Genomic DNA, 19,268 nt, shown 5'->3' on the forward strand with positions numbered 1-19,268 from the left:
TTCGCAGGCGCTGGCAACTACAGCAGTTCCGGCAGCAGCCAGCGGCTCATGGCCTCTGGCCAGTCGTGGAAAAGGCCCCCGGCGGGCGCATCAAAATGCTGGCGATAGGCGCGGCACATGCGGGCCAGGCGGCGCTCGTCGCAGGCCAGGGTTTCCACCTGCAGCCAGTTGCGCCAGGGTGAGGCCAGGCTCCAGTTGCCCTCGTCAATCTGGCAGTTGGGCAGGCGGTAGTGCAGGGTCGGGCGGCTGCCCACCCGCTTGTCGGCCACGGCCTTTTTCACCCGCGCGGCATCCAAGTGGGTAAACAGGGGCAGCATGTCCAGCGCCCGGTTGCGGGTGGGGTTGTGGGCCAGGTAGTCATCAATGAGGGTGGCAAGGTCGGGCGCGTAGTCGGCATCCAGCACCTTGTGCACGTACTTGCGCGGGAACGGGGCGATATAGGGCGTGATGCGCCGGCTGAGGTCCACCTGCTCGCGCTCCACCAGCCACTCGTACAGACACAGGAAACTGCGCAGGTAGGCCAGGATGGTTGGCGCGCCAAGGTCCGGCAGTTCCGGGTTGAAGTGCAGGCCAAAGGCATACACCGCTGCGTGACGGGTGCCCTTGGCGCCCGCCTGGCGCAGGCGCTGCAGCAGCGCGCCCAGGCGCCACAGCTGCTGCATGGGAATGGGCGGGCTCACCACTTCGTGGGGCACCACCTGCTCCGCCACCAGCTTGAGCAGGGATTCCCCGAACTGCTCCAGCTCGCTCTCCTCAGCCAGGTTGCGCTCGCGCCCCAGCTGCTTCAGGTAGGTGTAATCCAGCTCCAGGCCAAAGGTGCCAAAGGCGGTGTTGTGGAGCTTCTGCTCGTAGGCGGAGATCACCTCGGCCTCGCCGCCCAGTTCCGAGAGCACCGCGCCGGCAATGGCCTCGATATCCAGTCCGGAAAACTCCAGCTCCACCCCCATGCGGCGCGGCTGGCCCTGGGCGGTGCGGGTGGCTGGCGGCATGGGCCAAAGGCCCGCCCGGTAGCTGTCGTCGTCGCGGTTTTTCACGTAGCATCCCCTCCCACGCCGTTTCCGGCACTGAAACCACACAGTGCCTTCACTATACACGCCGGAGTTCCCATGCTGCGACGCCTGCTGCTCAGCCTGTGCATGTTGCCTGCCTTTGCCCTGCCAGCCAGTGCCGCCGATTCGCTGCGGCTCACCGATGTGCAGGTGGTGGACGTGGAACAGGGCCGCCTGTTGCAGCGCGATGTGCTGCTGCAGGACGGCCGCATCAAGGCCCTGCTGGCTCCCGGCGAGCAGGCCGCCGGGCACGCCGGCGCCACCGAGACCCTCGACCTCGGCGGGCGCTACCTGATCCCGGGGCTGTGGGACATGCACGTGCACTTCGAGGGCACCGAACTGGTGGAAGACAACGCCCTGCTGCTGCCGGTGTATTTGGCCTATGGCATCACCGCGGTGCGCGACGCCTCGGGCAGTCTGGCCAGCACCGTGCTGCAATGGCGCAGCGAAATCGCCGCCGGCAAGCGTCTGGGGCCGAGCATTTTTACCTCCGGCCAGAAGTTTGAAGGGGTGGATTCCCTGTGGGAGGGCGACCGGGAAATCGCCGACCGGGAGCAGATGCTCTCCGGCATGGACGAGCAGCAGGCCCTGGGTGTGGACTTCATCAAAATCACCGAGAACACCCTGCCGCCCGAGCTGTTCCTGGACACGGTGGCCGAGGCCCACCGCCGGGGCCTGCTGGTGTCCACCCACGTGCCGCTGGGCCTTGGCATCTTCGAGCTGGCCGAGGCTGGCGTGTCCAGCATTGAACACGCCAGCTACCTGCTGCGCCTTGGCAACCCCGACGAAGCCGCCATTGCCCGCGCCGTGCGCGCAGGCGAGCTTACCGCCGAGGCCGCCAACGCCCGCTATGACCGCGGCTTTGACCAGGCCACTGCCAACGCCGCCTACGCCCGCCTGGCGCAACAGGACGTGGCGGTGACCCCCACCCTGATCGGCGGCCGCCAGCTGGCCTGGCTGGATGAAACCGACCACAGCAACGACGCCTTTTTGCGCTACCTGACCCGGCAATTCACCGCCAAGTACCAGTGGCGCATTGACCGCATGGCCGGCGACACCGAGGCACAGCGCGCGGCCCGCAAAGTGCGCTATCGCCAGATTGCCGCCCAGCTGCCGCCCCTGCAGCAGGCCGGCGTCACCCTGCTGGCGGGCAGCGACTCCGCCGCTCTCAACACCTACGTGTACCCGGCCCAGGCCCTGCACGATGAACTGGGCCTGTTCGTGGAGGCCGGCCTCACCCCGCTGCAGGCCCTGCAGGCCGCCACCATCAACGGCGCGAGCTTTATGCGCCTGGGCCAGGACTATGGCAGCATTGCCCCCGGCAAACGGGCAGACCTAGTGGTGCTGGATGCCAACCCGCTGGCGGACATTGCCGCCACCCGTTCCGTGCACGCGGTGATTCGCGGCGGCGAACGCTTTGACCGCGCGGCGCTGGATGCGCTGCTGCTGGCGGCCGCCGAGCGCAAACAGGCGCTGGAGGCGGCGCGCCAGCCATAGGGGCCGCGCTGGCCCTCAGCAACTTCCCCCCTCTTGGCGCCCAGTGGCCAACGCCTGCGGCTGCTCAAGGTTTGAGCAGCCTTGCGCCCTTGGGTATCATGCGCGCCCACGCCGACCTCCCCCGATAACCACAGCCCGGCCGGACCCGAATTTGCCCATCCGCAGCGCACAGCGGGTGGCGCCCCATGGAGAGCCCGATGTTCGAAATGCCCCAATACCGCAGCGGCAACGTCAAAAACGACGTGCTGTCTGGCCTTACCGTTGCCCTGGCCCTGGTGCCAGAGGCCGTCGCCTTCGCCTTTGTGGCCGGGGTCGAGCCGCTGGTGGGCCTGTATGCCGCCTTCATGGTGGGCCTGATCACCGCCTGCATTGGCGGGCGGCCGGGCATGATCTCCGGCGCCACCGGCGCGCTGGCGGTGGTGATGGTGGCGCTGGTGGCAGAACACGGGGTGGAATACCTGTTCGCCACGGTGGTGCTGATGGGGTTGTTGCAGATCCTGGCCGGCGCCCTGCGCCTGGGCAAGTTCATTCGCATGGTGCCCCACCCGGTGATGATGGGCTTTGTGAACGGGCTGGCCATTGTCATCTTCCTGGCCCAGCTCAGCCAGTTTGGCGAACAGGGCGAACCCGGCTGGCTACAGGGCACCTGGCTGCAGGGGTCGGTGATCGACGTGGCCTGGATGCAGGGCAGCGCCCTGTACCTGATGCTGGGGCTGGTGTTTCTCACCATGCTGATCATCCACTTCCTGCCGCGCTTCACCAAGGCCATTCCCGCCTCCCTGGCCGGGATTCTGGTGGTGAGCCTGCTGGTTATCGGGCTGGGGCTGGACACCCGCCTGGTGGGCGATGTGGCGTCCATCAAGGGCGGCCTGCCGAGTTTTCACATTCCTTCTGTACCGCTGAACCTGGAAACGCTGGGGATTATCTTCCCCTACGCGGTGATTCTGGCCGCCATCGGCCTGATCGAATCGCTGCTCACCCTGCGCCTGGTGGATGAAATCACCGAAACCCGCGGCCGTGGCAACAAGGAGTGCGTGGGCCAGGGCGTGGCCAACACCGTGACCGGTTTCTTCGGCGGCATGGGCGGCTGCGCCATGATCGGCCAGAGCCTGATCAACGTGAACTCCGGCGGGCGCGGGCGGCTGTCGGGCATTTCTGCCGCCCTGTTCCTGCTGCTGTTCATTCTGGTGGCCTCGCCACTGATCGAGCAGATCCCCATCGCGGCGCTGACCGGGGTGATGTTCATCGTGGTGATCGGCACCTTTGAGTGGAGTTCCTTCCGGGTGCTGCGCAAGGTGCCGCGCACCGACGCCCTGGTGCTGGTGCTGGTGTCTGCCGTTACCGTGGCCACCGACCTCGCCATCGCGGTGATTGTCGGCGTGATCATCTCCGCCCTGGCCTTCGCCTGGGAGCACGCCAAGCACATCCGGGTGGAGGCGCGCGAAGACCACAAGGGCTCCACCGTGTACGCGGTACACGGCCCCCTGTTCTTCGGCTCGGTGGCGTCCTTCCTGGAGCAGTTCGACCCGCGCCAGGACCGGGATGACGTGATTATCGACTTCGCCCAGTCGCGGGTGGCGGATCACTCCGGGCTGGAGGCCATCGACTCCCTGGCCGAGCGCTACCTCAATGCCGGTAAGACCTTACACCTGGTGCACCTGTCCGAGGAATGCCGCACTCTGCTGCGCAAAGCCGGTGACCTGGTGGAAGTGAACGTGATTGAAGACCCTAAGTACTTTGTGGCCGAGGACAGCCTGGCCTGAGGGCAAACGGGCCCCGCACGGGGCCCGCTGCTGTGGCATAGGCCAGGGCCCGTCAGGCCGCTACCGGGCTCACCATCACCCCCGGGCGGGCATCGGTTGCCGCGCTGCCATCAAAGGTGGTGACGCCGTTCACCAGCGTCAGGCGCATCGGCGCCGGCTGGCGGGTCCAGCGCCAGGTGTGGCCACCCTTGCCGTCCGGCACGTCGTACACCCGCTCCATGTCCCGCGACTCGATCTCGTCAAGGTTGAACACGGTGACGTCGGCGCGCTTGCCCACCACCAGTTCACCGCGGTCCGGCAGGGAGAAGTGCCGCGCCAGCTTGCCGGTCATGGAGTGCACGGCCTCTTCAATGCTGATCTTGCCGGTGTCGCGCACCCAGTAGGTGAGCAGCTTGATGTTCTCGCCGCCGCCGCAGAACATCTGCCCGTGGGCACCGCAGTCATTGATGTTGCCCGCGGCCATCGGGTCCTTGATCAGCGCTTCCACCACGTCGTCGGTCATGGCGAAGGGCGGCATGGTCACGGTGGATTCCAGGCCGTTGGCCAGAATCCATTCGGCCATGGCGTCGGAGGGATGGGGCGCGCCAATCTGCTGCTGGTATTCGCCCACGGTGACATGGGTGGGGCCGGTGCCGTTTTCGCTGTTCAGCAGCTGCAGGTTTTCTGCCCGCCCCCGGGGGAAGGGCGAGAACTCGAAGGTCTCCTCGTCCCAGCTCTTGCGCGCCCGCTCGCGCCAGTTCGCATCGCGCAGAATGCGTGTTTTCTCCTCGTCGGTTTCGGCGGTCACCACTTCGTGCCACACGTAATCATTGCTCTGGGCGAACATCAGGGAGTTCTGCACGCTCAGGGTGGAGGTAATGGGAATGTGGGCGAAGCCGGTCCAGAAGTCCTTGCCGGAGGCCTTGATCTGCTCGTGCAATGCCACCAGCGGCGCCTGGATGCCCATTAAATCGCGCTGGAATTCCAGCGTCGGCACACCGCCCCACTGCACGCGCACGTTGAGCCCCTCCGTCAACCGCACCAGGCGCTGCAGGGATTCGCCAGCGGTCATGTTGCGGAAGGTATCCAGGATAATCTGCAGGCTGCTGCCGGGGTAGCGATCCAGCACTTCCAGCAGCGCGCGGAATTCGGCGTCGTCGGCCATCAGGCTCGGCACCGGCCGGTCTTCCCCGTCGTGGTCCATGAGGTTGGAGGACATCCCCATGGCGCCGGCGGCCATGGCCTCGTCCAGCATCCGGGCCATGTGCTCGATTTCGGCCGGGGTCGCCGCGCGCTCCCAGGCCTCCATGCCCATGGCCGCCAGGCGCAGGGCAATGTGGCCGCTGTACACGGCGTAGTTCAGCGGCACTTTGCAGTGCCGGATCATCGAATCCTTGTACTCGGGCCAGCTTTTCCAGTCCCAGGGCAGTTTGTCCAGAAAGGGCCCTTCGGGAATGTCCTCGAAGAAGGAGAATATCTTCACCACTTCCCGGCGGGCGGCTTCGTCATCCGACAGGGGCGCGGTGGCAAAGCCACAGTTGCCCATCACCTGGGTGGTGGCGCCGTAGCCGGGCAGCGGGTCGAGGCGGTCGTCCCACCACATGGCGCCGTCGTAGTGGGTGTGGGATTCAATAAAGCCGGGAGCCACAACGCAGCCGGCGGCATCAAAACAGGTTTCGCCGTCGGCCGGGCTCAGGCCCTCGCCGATTTCGGCAATCAGGCCGTCGCGAATACGCACATCGGCGCGGTAGGCAGGGGCGCCGGTGCCATCGACGACAGTGCCGTTCTGGATCAGCAGGTTTTGCGGCTCGCTCATGGTTTTATCCTCGTTATCGTTAACACGCTGGCCAGCCCAGCGATGTGCGCCGGCCTGCCACCAATGTACTGCGGCCCACGATGGGCTAGTATCACCATCACAGCGAATACTTGGACGATATTACTGACATGAGCGAGCAGCGCGATGCCGCCAACACCCTCTTTCGGCTGCTGGACGGGCAGCCGGTGGACAGCGCCAGCCTGGACCGCGCCAGCCGCTGGTTTGAGGCCCTGGACACGCCTCTGGATCGCCGCTCTTTCAGGGCCTACGCCGAGGCCCTGCGCAGGCCCCTGCCCGCCGACAGCCCCCTGGCCCCGTTGGCGCCGCGCTGGCGCCGGGTGTGGCGACAGGGGGCGGGGTTCAGCGCCGCCGATGCCGATGCCTTCTTGCAGGATTACCTCAGCCACCTGGACCCCAACCTGCTGTTTCGCGCCCCCATCACCGCCGGCTATGCCCGCTGGCACCGGGCCGACCTCAAACGCGGTTTTGCCTACGGCAGCCAGAGCGAACAGGGCTGGAGCATGCTGTGCTGCGAGGGGGGCGGGGCCAGCCTGCGGGCGGCGGGGCGCAGCCTGGCCTTGCGGCCAGATACAGTGCTGCTGGTGGCGCCCGGTGCCCTCTACCACCTGCAGCCGCTGGCGGGAGCGAATGAATGGCGGTACGACTGGGTGGTATTCCAGCCCGACTCGCGCTGGCGCGACTGGCTGCGCTGGCCGGAATTCAGCAGCCAGATCAGCGCACTACGCATCCACGGCAACCATGCCGGCAAAATTCGCGGCCTGTTCCACGAGTTGGAACACTGCCTGCACGCCGAGGACGCACTGCGCGAGGAACTGTCGCATAACCTGCTGGAGCAGCTGATACTGCGCTGCCGGGCCTGCCTGCCCGCGGGCTACCAGAGCCAGCGCGATGCGCGCATTGAACGCGCCCGGGAGTTCATCCAGGCCCACTACACCCACCCTTTCAGCCTGGACGACGTGGCCCAGGCCGCCAGCCTGTCACCCTCCCGGCTGTCTGGCCTGTTTCGCGAGCAGTGCGGCCTGAGTGTGCTGGGCTACCGCGACGAGTTGCGCATGGCCCATGCCGCGCGCCTGCTGCACGACAGCGCCCTGGGCATCGCCGACATCGGCGCCGAAGTGGGCTACCCGGACCCGGCCTATTTTTCCCGCACCTTCAGCCGCCATGTGGGCATGTCGCCCCGGCGCTATCAACAGGGCGAGAGTCAGCAGGGCGAGGGCCAGCAGGGCGAGGGTCAGCAGGATAAAAGCGGCGTTAACAGTAGTTAAAGGAGGGGTCGCTGCCGTCCCTGGCGGACACGCCGCTGACGTAGCCCTTCTGCGCGCCGCCGGCCGCCTCTGCCGCCAGCGGGAGAATGGTTTGTGTGTCCAGGATATGCTCCCGGTGCACGATGGCCCAGCGCCCGTCGCGGCAGGCCCAGCGGTCCAGGTAGCGGCCGCGACCGACAATTTCCTGCTGCTGGCCCGTGGCATCGGGCTGGGTCCACAGGCACACGGTGACGTAACTTTCGCTGCGGGCGCTATCGCCTTCCACGGCAATCCAGCTCTGGGCGAGCTGGTGGGAATGGCGCTCCATGGCCGCGTGGGCCTGCCACACCCAGTCCACAAAGCCGTGGCCGGTGCCTTCGAAAATATCGTGGTAGAGGGCAGTGCCCCCCGTATGCCAGACGTTGTAGGCGGCGTTTTTATCCATGCGATCCAGCGCGCGGCAGTATTGCGCCAGTACCCGGCGAATCTCCGCCTCCGCCGCCAGTTGCTGCAGTTCCACTGAAGCCATGCCCTGCCCTCTCTCGTTGCCGGTGGGATGGTTGGAGTATAGGCCCGCAACTGGCCCGCCAACACCGCGCAGCAGGCCGGCGGGTGCAGCTATTCAGCCCGCCCCGGCCTTTGCCGAGCGGCGGCTGGACAGCCGCTCGCTCCACTCCAGCACCGCCACCGTGAGCGCCGGCAGCATGGTGAGGGTCACCAGCGCGGCCCCCAGAATGCCGAACATGACAATGGCGCCAACACCCCGGTACAGCTCGGTGCCGGCGCCGGGGATCATCACCAGCGGCGCCAGCCCGCAGATCGTGGTGATGGTGGACATGGCGATGGGCCGCAGGCGCGCCTCCACCGCTTCCTTCACCGCATCCACCGGCACCATGGCCTGCTCTTTTACATTCCGCACGGCACGGTCAACGATAAGAATGGGGTTGTTGACCACAGTGCCCATCAGAATGAGAAAGCCGAGCATGGATATCATGTCGAAGGGCTGCACGATGGTCGCCATGCCGAACAGGGGCAGCAGCGCGCCCACGCCGTTCAGCAGGGCCAGTCCCACAATGCCGCCGGCAATGCCCAGGGGGATGGAGGTCATGATCAGCAGGGGGTAGCCCCAGTGAGTGAAGATGGCCACCATCAGCAGGTAGATGATGAACAGGGCTACCGCATAGTTGCTGACCAGGGCCTCGCGGGTGGCGTCCAGCTGGTCGGCGGCGCCGGAGATATCAATGCTCACCCCAGCCGGGATTTCGCCGCTCTCGCGCATGGCCGCCACCAGTTCGTTGCGCACCTTGGCCACGCCGGTTTCCAGCGGGATGCTGCGCGGCGGGATGATATTGAGGGTTACCGTGCGCCGGCCGTTGACCCGGCGCAGGGAGTTGGTGTCCACCGACTCCTCGATGCTCGCCAGCGCACCCAGCGGCAGCACCGCGCCATTGGGCGTGTACACCGGCAGCTGGGCCAGGTTGTCCAGCTCTGCGTTCTGGCCCACGTCGGAATAGAGGTAGATGTCGATCTTGTCGTCTTCCATGAAGAACTCATCCACATAGCTGCCATCGGTCAGGGCCGACACGGTAAAGCCCAGGTCGTCGGCCGTCAGGCCCAGCTCCGCCGCCCGCTCCCAGTGGGGGTGAATTTCCACCATGGGCTGGGCCAGGGTGAGCGAGGACGGCTGGCTCTGGATGCGCGGGTTGTCGAACACGGTTTCGGCGTGGCGATAGGCGGACAGCGCCACCCGGTAGATGTCCTCCAGCCGGGCGCCGCCGATATCCAGGTTGATGCTGCGGGTGCCGCCGTCGTTGCTGGTGATGATGGAACCCCGGGCGGCGAAGGCGCGCATCCCCGGGTAGCCTTCGTAAATATCGGTAAGGGCATCCATCAGCGGTTCAATGTCGGCGCCATCCACCGGCTCGGCGATAATGCGCATGTCGCCGGTGCCAATGCGCATGTTGAGGTATTTCAGCGCCGGCACTGGCGCGTCGCCGCGCTGGAAGTCTGCCGGGTCGGCATCCACAAAGGGCAGCAGGTGCTGTTCAATCTCGCGCCCGATTTGCAGCATGGCCGGCAGGTTGTAGCCCGGCGGCGCGTTCATCGAGGCAAACACTTTCGGCTCCTCGCCCTCCGGCAGGTATTCCGCCGGTGGCGTGAGCCAGGCGATGATCACCACGCTCAGCAGGCAGGTGATGCCAATGCAGGTATAGCGCCGGCGCGGCGTGGCCAGCAGGGCACTGACGGCCGCCAGGGTGGAACGACGCAGGCGCTCGCCGCTGGCGCTGCCCTCCCCCTCGCCCCGGGGGCGAATGGTGAGCCGCGCCGCCGCCGTGGGCAGCACGGTGATGGCCACCAGCATGGAGGCGAGAATGGCGGCGGAAATGGCCATGGCGATATCAGAGTACAGCTGGCCTGCCTCCTCCTGTACAAACAGCACCGGGATAAAAACCAGCACCGTGGTCATGGTGGAGGCGAACACCGCCGGCCACACCTGGCGCACGCCCTCGATGGCGGCGCGAACGCGGTCGGCCCCGCGGCGCCGTTCCAGTTCGATGCTCTCCAGCACCACAATGCTGTTGTCCAGGGTCATGCCGATGGCGAAGGCGATGCCGGCCAGGGAGATAACATTGACCGTGCGCCCCGCCACCAGCAGGCCCAGGAAGCCGACGATAATGCAGATGGGAATGCCCATCACCCCCACCAGCGTTGTGCGCAGGGAGCGCAGGAAGAGGTACATCACCGCCGTGGCCAGCAGAGCCCCGAGGATGAGGTTCTGCCACACATTGGCGACTGAGTCCTCCACGTAGCGCACATCGTCGGACATCAGCGCCATCATCAGGCCGTTGGGTTCAAGCAGCTCGTCATTCATCGGCTCAAGGTCGGCGAGAATGGCGCGCTTGATGTCGATGACGTTGGAGCCCGACTCCCGGCGCAGGGCAACCATGATGCCGTCCTGGCCGTTGAAGGTAGTAACGTCGCGCTTTTCAAAATGGTCGAGCTGGATGGTGGCCACATCCGCCAGGCGGATAATGGCGTCGCCCCGGCGCGCCAGCACCAGGTCGTTGAGGGAGGCCACCGAATCAAAGCGGCCCACTGTGCGCAGCAGGTACTGCCGCTTGCCCGATTCGATCTCGCCGCCGGAGCGGTCGCGGTTGCGGCTGCGAATGGCGCTGCGCACATCGGCCAGGCTCAGCCCGCGCTGGGCCAGGCGGGCCGGGTCAATGAGAATCTGCACCTGGCGCTCGGCGCCGCCCCACACGCTGACCTCGGACACCCCGGGAATGCGCGACAGGCGCGGCTTGACGTTTTCCTCCAGGAAGTCGCGGGTGAGGTCCATGTCCAGCTGGCGCGGGTTGTCCGGCAGGGGCGTGACAATAAAGAACATGAAGTTGTTGGCGGAGAAGGAGTTGGCATAGATGCGCGGCTCGTCCACCGCCTCGGGGTAGGACGGCACCTGGCTGAGGGCGTTGTTGACCCGAATCAGCATTTCGGTGATGTCGGTACCAAAGGGAAATTCCAGTTCGATTTCCGCCGAGCCGCTCTCGGCGGTGGCAATGATGCGCGACAGATTGGGCAGGTTGCGCAGGTACTCCTCCTGCTCGATGAGGATTTCCTTTTCCACATCCTGCGGCGTGGCGCCGGGCCAGTTGGTGCGCACGCTGATTACCCGCACATCCAAATCGGGGATCATCTGCACCGGAATGCGGGTGGCGGCCACAATGCCCAGCACGCAGACGATCAGCACGGTGACCGTCATCAGGGTGCCGCGGGCGACGATTTTCTCGAACATGAGCTAGCGCCCTCCGGCGGAGGGAGAGGCCCGCCTGACCGTGACGCTCTGGCCGATCTGCAGGGCCTCGTTGCCCTCCAGCACCACCTGCTCGCCGCCGGACAGGCCACTGCGAATTTCCACCTTGCCGTCGAACTGCAGGCCGATTTGCACCAGATTCTCGGTGACGGTAGCGCCGTCACCGCCGCGCTGAATCGTCCACACCACGGTGCGGCCATCGGGATAGCGCAGGGTGGCATCGCGCGGCACCACCAGGCCCTCGCGGCCGGTGGGCATCTGCAGCACCGCACTCACCGACATGCCGGGCTTGAGCATGGGGCTGTCTTCCCCGGGCAGCACGCGCAGCAGGAAGGTGCGGGCGCCAGGGTCGGTCACCGGGACGGCGGTTTCCACCTGCCCGACGTAACGCATTTGCGGCGCGGTGCTCAGGCTGTAATGCACCTGGCCGCCCTGGCGAATGGCCTCCAGGTAATCCTCCGCCACGGGAAAGTCCATGCGCACCGCATCGGTGGCCACCAGATCCAGCACCGCCTGCCCCGGCGTGACCCACTCGCCGAGGTCGGTGAGTTTGGCGCTCACCACCCCGGCGAAGGGGGCGCGCAGGGTGTGCCGCGCCAGCACCGCGCGCTGGTAGGCCGCTTCGGCCACGGCCTGCTCCCGCGCGGCCTGGTCCTGCTGCACTTCCGATTCGATATCCCGCACCAGGCTTTCGGCAATGCTGCGCTGGGGAATCAGCTCCTGGGCCTCTTTCAAACGGCGCTTGGCGTCTTGCAGGGCGTTGCCGGCCTGGCGCGCCCGGGCCTCTGCGCTGTCCAGTTGCAGGGCGGCCAGTTCCGGGTCCAGTTCCAGCAGCACATCCCCCGCCTCCACCCGCGAGCCGGCATCCACCAACAGGGATTGCACCAGGCCACTGGTCGCCGCCGACAGGCGCGAGCTGCGTTGGGCCGTTACCGTGCCGGTCAGGGGCACCTGTTGCAGAATGGCCATGCGCTCAACATCCGCCACGGTGACCGGCACGCCCTCCTGGGCGCCGGCGGGCGCGATGACACACAGGGCCGACACGGCGGCCAGCAGGGAAAGCAGCAAAGCGGGGTGGCGGATGATCAGGGGCACGCTAAAAACCTTGTCGGCGAGAAAATGGGAATGACTATCAAACAGATAGCAAGAATATAGGACAGCCCATTCACTTGCCATGGCCCCGTTACCGGCCAACTGGCATTGCCCGCCAGGCCTGCGTCATCCGGCAGACGGCGCAGGCCCTCAAAATAACGGCACGGCGGCTGGCACCGCCGCCCGCTTACAGCTGCGGGCCCTTGCCCCGGGCGATGCGCTCCGCCACCGCCTTCTCCTGAAGGCCCGCCACCCACTCGCTGGCCGCCAGTTGCGAACGGATGGCGTGCTCCACATCCACCATGCGGGCGCTCACGCCCTTGACCGGGTCGCCGCGCAGGTTGAACGACAAAAACGACGCGCACTGCTCGGGGTGGGCGTACTTCTGCTGGATATCCCGTCCCTGCACCAGGGTGTTCAGGTTAGCGGCAAGCGGCCCGCTGGCGGCGGGGTTGGAACACAGGGTTCGATCCGCCGGGAAGTGCCAGTGCAGGCGCTTCTGCGAGGCCGGCTGGCCGTACTTGCCCACCAGGGCATCGCGGAACTGGGCCCGGGTGATCGGGTTGGCGATATTGTTCTCGTAGCGGGTGATCTGCACCACCCGGCCGGCCAGCGGCGGCGGCGAGAAATCCACCGTCACCGTGAGAATTTCCTGGGTCTGGCGGTCGTGGCGCACCGTGCCGGACAGGCTGCCCAGGAAGGTCTCTGTCTGCAGTTCCTGCAGCCCGTCGGAATAGTGGAAGTAGGCGTTGTGTACTTCCAGCTTTACCTCCGGGTTCAGGCGGCGGAACACCGCTTCCACCTCTTCGCGGTTCATGCCCAGGCGAAAGCCCAGAATGTCGACGCTGTCCGCGCTGGTCTCCGTGGTGGGGGATCCTGCATTGGCAGGGCCCGCTGCGGCAGGGCCCGCTGTGCCAGGGTCCGCTGTGCCAGGATCCGCTGTGACAGTGCCGGCCGCTGCCAGCGCCATCGTCGCAAACAGCAGAGCGGCCCTCAGTCGCCGGCCCTTGCGCATGGCCGCTTGCCACCCGCCCCTTTCACACTGCGCACGGTTCATGACGGCTCTCCTGGCTTCGCTAACGGCTTTCTCTGGTTGGCTGATGGCTCTCTCGGATTGGCTGACGGCCCTCCCGGATTGGCTGATGGCTCTCTCAGATTGGCGGACGGCGCGCGCCGAAAGGCGGCGATGCACTCGTCCTTGGCATTGTGCAAGCCAACCTGCCGCTGGTGCCGATAGCTGTTGAAGCCCACGTACAGGCCGAGCGCCTGCAACAGCCCCACCAGCAAAAACAGCGCCGAACCGCGACTCAAGTAGAGCAGCAGCCCCCCGACCGTACACACCAGCAGGATCAGCCCCAGGTGCGACACCCCCAGCGCACTGAGCTGTGCCCGGTAGTGGGTCAGGCCCAGCAGCGCCAGCACCATTGCGCCCCAAGCAGCCACCGCCAGGGGCAGCAGCAACAGGCCGCCAATGGCACCGCCCAGGGCCAGTTGGTAGCAAAAACGAGCGTAGTTGGCCGGCGCCAGCACGCCGGTCAGCAGCGAATGGCCGGGCTCTGCGGCGCGGGTAGCCTCTCCTGCCGGTTCACGGCTGGAAAGGCCCACCACCGCCCCCACCAGCACGGCCACCAGGCCAAGCCAGAACAGCACCGGGCTGTAGGCCGGCCCCTCGCTGAAGGCCCCCGCGCCCTCGCAGAGGGCAGCGCTGGAATACAGGCACGCCATCAGGCGCGTGCTGTAGTCATCGCCCATAAAGCTGCCGGCCATATCCATGGCATCGGCAAAGGCCACGATAAACCACACCACCGCCAACAACACCAGGCCCAGCCCACCGGCCACCAACAACACACTCAACCTGCGCGTATTCATGTCATCTCTCCTGTCACCGCAACCTGCCGGCCAACGCATCAGCCTACGCATCACAGGCTGGCGCAGGGCCACGCAGTTGTCCTATCTTTGCCCTAACCAATTCCTAACCCCGCGAAAACGGGCGCGGAATCAACACCTTGCAACCACACGAGGAAGCGCCCGGCCATGGCAGAACGGTCTAAACCGACCCTGTACCGCTATCGCTTTGGGGCGGCAGAGTTCGACGAGGCGCGCTTTGAGCTGCGGGTGGCGGGCCTGCCGGTGGACATCCAGCGCAAGCCGTTGGAAGTGCTGGCCCTGTTGCTGGCCCACGCCGGCGAGGTGGTCACCCGGGAGGAACTGCTGGACAGTGTGTGGCAGGGCCGCCCCACGGTGGATAACGTGGTTGCCAACGCCGTCGCCAAACTGCGCAGTGCCCTCAACCCCGAGGGCGCTGGCTACATCATCACCCAGCCCCGGGTGGGCTACCGCTTCCACGGCCCCCTGGAGCGCAGCGCCGTGGGCCGCCAGTTCAGCAGCCAGTTGGACCTGGCCCCGGGCATGGGCGTGCCGGCGCGGCCCAACTTTGTGCTCAGGGAGCCCTTGGGCGGCTCGCGAAACAACGAAGTCTGGCTGGCTCGCCACGCCAAAACCGGCGAGCCGCGGGTGTACAAATTCAGCCCCGGCGGCGAGCGCCTGGCGGATCTGAAGCGCGAGGCCACCCTGTACCGGGTGCTGCGGGAGAACCTGGGCGAGCGCGCCGATATCGCCCGCATCATCGACTGGAACTTCGAGGCGCCGCCCTTCTTCCTGGAATGCGCCTACGCCGGCCAGTCCCTGCTGGCATGGTCCACCGGCGCGCAGGGCCTGGCCAGCCTCACCCGGGAGGCGCGGCTCGCCCTGTTCCTGCAGATCGCCGATGCGGTGGCCGCTGCCCACAGCGTTGGCGTGCTGCACAAGGATTTAAAACCAGCCAACATCCTGATCCATCCAGCGCCTGAGGGCGGCTGGCAGCTGTGCCTGAGCGACTTTGGCAGCGGCCGATTGCTGGAATCCGCCCGCCTGGGTGACATTACCGGCTCGGGGCTCACCACCAGCGGCGCGGTGCTGGACGATGCCGGCAGCGGCACCCCTCACTACCTGGCCCCGGAGCTGCTGGCCGGGCAGCCCCCCACCGTGCAGAGCGACCTGTACGCTCTGGGCATCATCCTCTACCAGTGCCTGGTGGGCGACCTGCGCCGGCCCATGGCCCCGGGCTGGGAACGCGACGTGGACGACCCGCTGCTGTGCCAGGACTTATCCAGCGCCACCGACGGCGACCCGGGGCAGCGCCTGGGGGCGGTCAGCGACCTGGTGACGCGGCTGCGCACACTCACCCAGCGGTGCAACGCCCAGCAGCAACAGGCACAGGCCACGGCACAGGCGCAGCAGGCCCAGCGCGCCCTGCAACGCAGCCGGGCCCGGCGCCCCTGGCTGGCGGCCACCCTGCTAACCCTGCTGACTGGCCTGGGCGCCAGCCTGTATCTGTATCGCCAGGCCAGCATCAGCAGTGAGCGCCTGCAGGCGGTGAACGACTTTTTGTACCGGGACGTGCTGGCCAACACCGGCGCCCTGAAAACCGACAGCGACCCGGACCCCGGCATGCGCCGGGTGCTGCGCCACGCCGCCGACACCGTGGGCGAGCGCTTTGCCGGCGACCCGGGCAGCGAGGGCTGGATTCGCAACGGCATTGCCCAGGGCCTGACCGGCCTTGGCGACTACGCCGCGGCAGAACAGCAACAGCGCCTTGCCGTGGACTTGCTGGGCCAGGCCCACGGCCCCGGCCACCCGCGCACCCTGCTGGCGCGGCGCGGCTACGCCATGCTGCTGCTGGAGCAGTCGCGCTTTGACGAGGCCGAGGCGGTGCTGTCGGCGGTGGATGACCTGCAGCGCAATGCCAGCGCCGTCGACGCCGAGGATGCCTTTGTCCTGCAGGCGCTGCGCGGCATGCTGCGGGCCGCACGCAAAGATTGCCGGGGCGCCCTCGGCGACCTGCGCAGTGCCCAGGCCATCGCCCTGCCGCCCTCCCCCGAAGCCACCTACAACCTGTTCAACGTGCGCTCCTGGATTGGCGAGGCCCTGAACTGCCTGGGCCAGCACCGCGAGGCACTGGCCCACTACCAGCAGCTGCTGGATAAGCTGTTGCAAAAGCCGCAGGATGCCGAGGCTCTGGGCCCGGCCCTGATCGCCTACGCCCGACTCGGCCAGGCCCAGGCCCTGCAACAGACCGGGCAGGCCGGGCAAGCCGAAACCACCCTGCAGGCGGCCCTCGACCAGCTGGAGCGCGGTGTGGGCGACAGCGACCCCTTCACCCTGGGGCAGGCCCTGGTGGTTGCCGGCCGCTACTACCTGGATGCCGGCGAACTGGCGCGCGCCACCGGCTACCTGGAGCGCGGCCGCCAGCTGCTGCTGGGCGTGGACGAGCGCCAGGAAAAAGCCCTGAACGCCCTGCGCATGCTGGCCAGCATCGACTACTGCCAGGGCCGCCTGCAAAACGCCACCCTGCGCCTGGGCGAAGCCCGCGCCGCGCTGCTGGACACCTGGGGCCCCAACGCACCCGACACCCAGGCTGCCAGCTTCTGGCTGGCGGCTACCCTGCTGGCCGGCGGCGACAGCGCAGCGGCCAACAGCCTGGGCAGCGCGCTGGATGCCGATGCGCTGGCCCTGGCCATGGGCGGCGCCGGCTGGGTGCAAAAACTGGCGACCCTGCGGCGCGTGGCCGAAGCGGGCGAGCCAGGCGGGGCGGATAGGCTGCCGCAGGCGCTGTGCCCGGCGCCGGAGCCGCTGCGCGCCTCGGGTTCGGCCAGTCCCTCAGCCCAGCTGACCGGCCAGGGCCTGTAGCTGCTGGCGCAGCCACTGATTGGCCGGGTCGCCGTCGGCGTTGCCGTGCCAGAACAGGTGCCACTGCAGCGGCGGCACCGCAAAAGGCAGCGGCCGGGCCACCAGATCCACCAGCGGCAGCAACACCCGGGGCACCGTCCACAACAGGTCTGTCTGCTGGGCAATGCGGGCCGCCACCAGGTAGTTCTGCACCCGCATGGACACCCGCCGCCGCAGGTTGCGGCTGTGCAGGGCAATGTCCACCTGCCCGCGCCCACGGCGCCGGCTGGATACATGCAAGTGCTCCGCCGCCAGGTAGGCCTTCTCCGTCATCTTGCGCCGCGCCAGCGGGTGCCCCCGGCGCATGGCCACCACATAGGGCAGGCTGGCCAGCGGCGCGTGGCGCAGCTCCCGTGCGTTGAACACCGGCGCATCCAGCAGCAAATCCGAACGGCCGGCGCGCAGCTCATCGGCGGCGCTGGCCCGGTCCACATAGTAGCTGGCCACCGCCACCGTGGGGGCGGCCTGGGCCAGGGCCGCTTGCAGGCCCGGCAGCAGCAGCGACTCAGCCAGGTCATTCATGCCCAGGCGAAAGGTTTTATCCGAAGTGGCCGGGTCAAAGCGCGCCCCGGCCCCCACACTGCGCCGCAGCAGCACCAGGGCCTCGCGCACATCCGCCACCATGCGCTCCGCCACCGGCGTGGGCTGCATGCCATCGGGCGTGCGCAGGAACAGGGGGTCGTCAAAGGCCTGACGCAGGCGGCCCAGGGCATTACTCACCGCGGGCTGGGTCAGGTTGAGCTGCATGGCAACCCGGGTCACATTGCGCTCCCGGTAGAGGGCGTCGAACAGGACAAACAGGTTGAGGTCGATGTGGTCCAGGCGCACGCGGCCCTCCCTCATGTAATAAATTTCTTGAATATTACCCCATCATTAAAATCAATTTCCTTAATGTTGCAACAAGCGGCTAAGCTGTCTCCATTAACCCATCAACCGCATTGATCAACGACTGACACCTTCTAGATTTCCGAGATACCCCATCCAGCACAGGACAACGCCCATGTTCGAATTCAGCGACGCATCACGCCACTACCAGACCCAACTCGCCGCCTTCATGGATGAGCACATCTACCCCAACGAGGCGGCCTATCACCGCCAACTGGCCGAATCGCCCAATCGCTTTGCCGCCCTGCCGCTGATGGACGAACTCAAGGCCAAGGCCCGTGACGCCGGCCTGTGGAATCTGTTCATTCCGCCGTCACTGGCGGGCTTCGCCGACCACGACGGCCTTTCCAACTTCGACTACGCACCACTGGCGGAGCAGATGGGCCGCGTGCTGTGGAGCCCCGAGGTGTTCAACTGCAACGCCCCGGACACCGGCAACATGGAAGTGTTCATGAAATACGGCAACGCCGAGCAGCAGGCGCAGTGGCTGCAGCCCCTGCTGGCCGGCGAGATTCGCTCGTCCTACGCCATGACCGAGCCCCAGGTGGCCTCCTCCGACGCCACCAACATCGAACTGCGCATTGAACGCGACGGCGACGACTACGTACTGAACGGCCGCAAGTGGTTCATCACCGGTGCCATGTACGAACGCTGCAAAATCTTTATCGTGATGGGCAAGTCCGACCCGGACAACCCCAACCGCCACCTGCAGCAAACCCAGATTCTGGTGCCCAAGGGCACCCCCGGGCTGGACGTCATCCGCCCCCTGACCACCCTCGGCTACGACGACGCCCCCATCGGCCACGCCGAACTGCGTTTTGACAACGTGCGCGTGCCCGCCGCCAACCTGCTACTGGGCGAAGGGCGCGGCTTTGAAATTGCCCAGGGCCGCCTGGGCCCGGGCCGCATCCACCACTGCATGCGCCTGATCGGCGCCGCCCAGCGCTCACTGGAACTGGCCTGCGCCCGCGCCACGACCCGCAGCACCTTCGGCCGGGAACTGTCCCAGCACCAGTCCGTGCGCGAAGACATCGCCAAGAGCTTTGCAGAAATCGAAATGGCGCGCCTGCTGGTGCTGAAAACCTGCAAACGCATGGACGACGTTGGCGCCAAGGGCGCCATGGACCTGATCGCCGCCAGCAAAATCAGCGTGCCGATCATGGTGCAGACCATCATCGACCGCTGCATGCAGATTCACGGCGCCGGCGGCCTGACCGAGGATTACTGCATGGCCGAGGCCTTCAACTACGCCCGCTGGTGCCGCCAGGCCGATGGCCCTGACCAGGTCCACCAGATGGCGTTGGGGAAACAGGTGATTCGGGCTTATACCGACGAATAAATCTC

General features: G+C 66.9%; 13 protein-coding genes. 5 read left to right on the forward strand and 8 right to left on the reverse strand.

Annotation, left to right across the window (positions count from 1 at the left end; translation table 11 throughout):
* Positions 1–17: 17 nt before the first annotated feature.
* The gene (locus tag DDZ17_RS08515) at positions 18–1,034 is read right to left on the reverse strand and encodes an amidoligase family protein (protein ID WP_206613485.1); all 1,017 of its coding nucleotides are present in this window, start codon (positions 1,032–1,034) and stop codon (positions 18–20) included.
* A 72-nt stretch (positions 1,035–1,106) separates the two neighbouring features.
* Between DDZ17_RS08515 and DDZ17_RS08520 the strand changes: the two genes are divergently transcribed.
* Entirely contained in the window at positions 1,107–2,546 is a 1,440-nt protein-coding gene (locus tag DDZ17_RS08520; RefSeq protein WP_116365767.1) for an amidohydrolase family protein, read from the forward strand.
* 197 nt (positions 2,547–2,743) lie between these two features.
* The gene (locus DDZ17_RS08525; protein WP_116365769.1) at positions 2,744–4,309 is read left to right on the forward strand and encodes a SulP family inorganic anion transporter; all 1,566 of its coding nucleotides are present in this window, start codon (positions 2,744–2,746) and stop codon (positions 4,307–4,309) included.
* 52 nt (positions 4,310–4,361) lie between these two features.
* Here DDZ17_RS08525 and DDZ17_RS08530 read toward each other — a convergent pair whose 3' ends face one another.
* The gene (locus DDZ17_RS08530) at positions 4,362–6,104 is read right to left on the reverse strand and encodes an N-acyl-D-amino-acid deacylase family protein (protein WP_116365770.1); all 1,743 of its coding nucleotides are present in this window, start codon (positions 6,102–6,104) and stop codon (positions 4,362–4,364) included.
* 128 nt (positions 6,105–6,232) lie between these two features.
* Here DDZ17_RS08530 and DDZ17_RS08535 point away from each other — a divergent pair, with 128 nt between their 5' ends.
* Entirely contained in the window at positions 6,233–7,390 is a 1,158-nt protein-coding gene (locus tag DDZ17_RS08535; protein WP_157976544.1) for a helix-turn-helix domain-containing protein, read from the forward strand.
* On the opposite strand, the gene DDZ17_RS08540 is transcribed toward DDZ17_RS08535, so the two are convergent.
* From DDZ17_RS08540 to DDZ17_RS08560, 5 genes are all read right to left on the reverse strand, one after another.
* Positions 7,377–7,898, reverse strand: a complete 522-nt coding sequence (locus tag DDZ17_RS08540; protein ID WP_116365774.1) for a nuclear transport factor 2 family protein — start codon at positions 7,896–7,898, stop codon at positions 7,377–7,379. The genes DDZ17_RS08535 and DDZ17_RS08540 overlap by 14 nt on opposite strands.
* Before the next feature lie 93 nt (positions 7,899–7,991).
* A complete protein-coding gene (locus tag DDZ17_RS08545) occupies positions 7,992–11,162 on the reverse strand; it encodes an efflux RND transporter permease subunit (protein ID WP_116365776.1) in 3,171 nt (1,056 codons plus the stop codon).
* A 3-nt stretch (positions 11,163–11,165) separates the two neighbouring features.
* A complete protein-coding gene (locus tag DDZ17_RS08550) occupies positions 11,166–12,275 on the reverse strand; it encodes an efflux RND transporter periplasmic adaptor subunit (protein WP_157976545.1) in 1,110 nt (369 codons plus the stop codon).
* Between the two features lie 184 nt (positions 12,276–12,459).
* Positions 12,460–13,329 carry a hypothetical protein gene (locus DDZ17_RS08555; RefSeq protein ID WP_116365780.1) on the reverse strand — a complete coding sequence of 290 codons (870 nt, stop codon included), beginning with the start codon at positions 13,327–13,329 and terminating at the stop codon, positions 12,460–12,462.
* On the reverse strand, positions 13,326–14,141 hold the full coding sequence (locus DDZ17_RS08560; protein WP_116365782.1) for a hypothetical protein: 816 nt from the start codon (positions 14,139–14,141) through the stop codon (positions 13,326–13,328). Before DDZ17_RS08560 ends, DDZ17_RS08555 begins: the two co-directional genes overlap by 4 nt.
* 165 nt (positions 14,142–14,306) lie before the next feature.
* Here DDZ17_RS08560 and DDZ17_RS08565 point away from each other — a divergent pair, with 165 nt between their 5' ends.
* Positions 14,307–17,000: a protein kinase domain-containing protein gene (locus DDZ17_RS08565; protein WP_116365785.1), complete on the forward strand. Its 2,694-nt coding sequence runs from the start codon at positions 14,307–14,309 to the stop codon at positions 16,998–17,000.
* On the opposite strand, the gene DDZ17_RS08570 is transcribed toward DDZ17_RS08565, so the two are convergent.
* Positions 16,971–17,882, reverse strand: a complete 912-nt coding sequence (locus tag DDZ17_RS08570) for a LysR family transcriptional regulator (protein ID WP_116365787.1) — start codon at positions 17,880–17,882, stop codon at positions 16,971–16,973. The two genes, DDZ17_RS08565 and DDZ17_RS08570, sit on opposite strands and share 30 nt — an antisense overlap.
* 157 nt (positions 17,883–18,039) lie before the next feature.
* On the opposite strand from DDZ17_RS08570, the gene DDZ17_RS08575 reads away from it, so the two are divergent.
* Positions 18,040–19,263 carry an acyl-CoA dehydrogenase family protein gene (locus DDZ17_RS08575; RefSeq protein ID WP_116365789.1) on the forward strand — a complete coding sequence of 408 codons (1,224 nt, stop codon included), beginning with the start codon at positions 18,040–18,042 and terminating at the stop codon, positions 19,261–19,263.
* The last annotated feature ends 5 nt before the right edge of the window (positions 19,264–19,268 follow it).

This window comes from Parahaliea mediterranea (assembly GCF_003402235.1).
In the GTDB taxonomy this organism is placed as follows: domain Bacteria; phylum Pseudomonadota; class Gammaproteobacteria; order Pseudomonadales; family Halieaceae; genus Parahaliea; species Parahaliea mediterranea.